Below are 315 nucleotides of genomic sequence, written 5' to 3'. Positions count from 1 at the left end.
AAATGTGATGATCGTAGACCTGGTTCGAAATGACCTTTCAAAAACGGCAAAAAAAGGTAGTGTTCAGGTGGTAGAACTTTGTAAGGTCTATAGCTTTCAGCAGGTACACCAAATGATCTCTACAGTAAAAGCTGAAGTGGAGGACAAAATTCCGCCGGTAGAAGTATTGCGAACCACCTTTCCCATGGGCAGTATGACCGGTGCACCAAAAATTTCGGCTATGGAAATCATTGAACAGCTGGAGGAAACCAAACGCGGACTTTACAGTGGCGCTGTTGGATATTTTGATCCACATGGGGATTTTGATTTTAATGT

The 315-nt window shown here is 42.9% G+C and carries 1 protein-coding gene; it reads left to right on the top strand.

The window, feature by feature from the left end:
• Positions 1-315: chorismate-binding protein (locus HC175_RS22365; protein ID WP_209310211.1), on the top strand; the 315-nt coding region annotated here is incomplete at both ends.

The sequence above is a fragment of the Salinimicrobium oceani genome (assembly GCF_012037645.1).
This window is presented reverse-complemented; position numbering and strand designations above follow the sequence as displayed.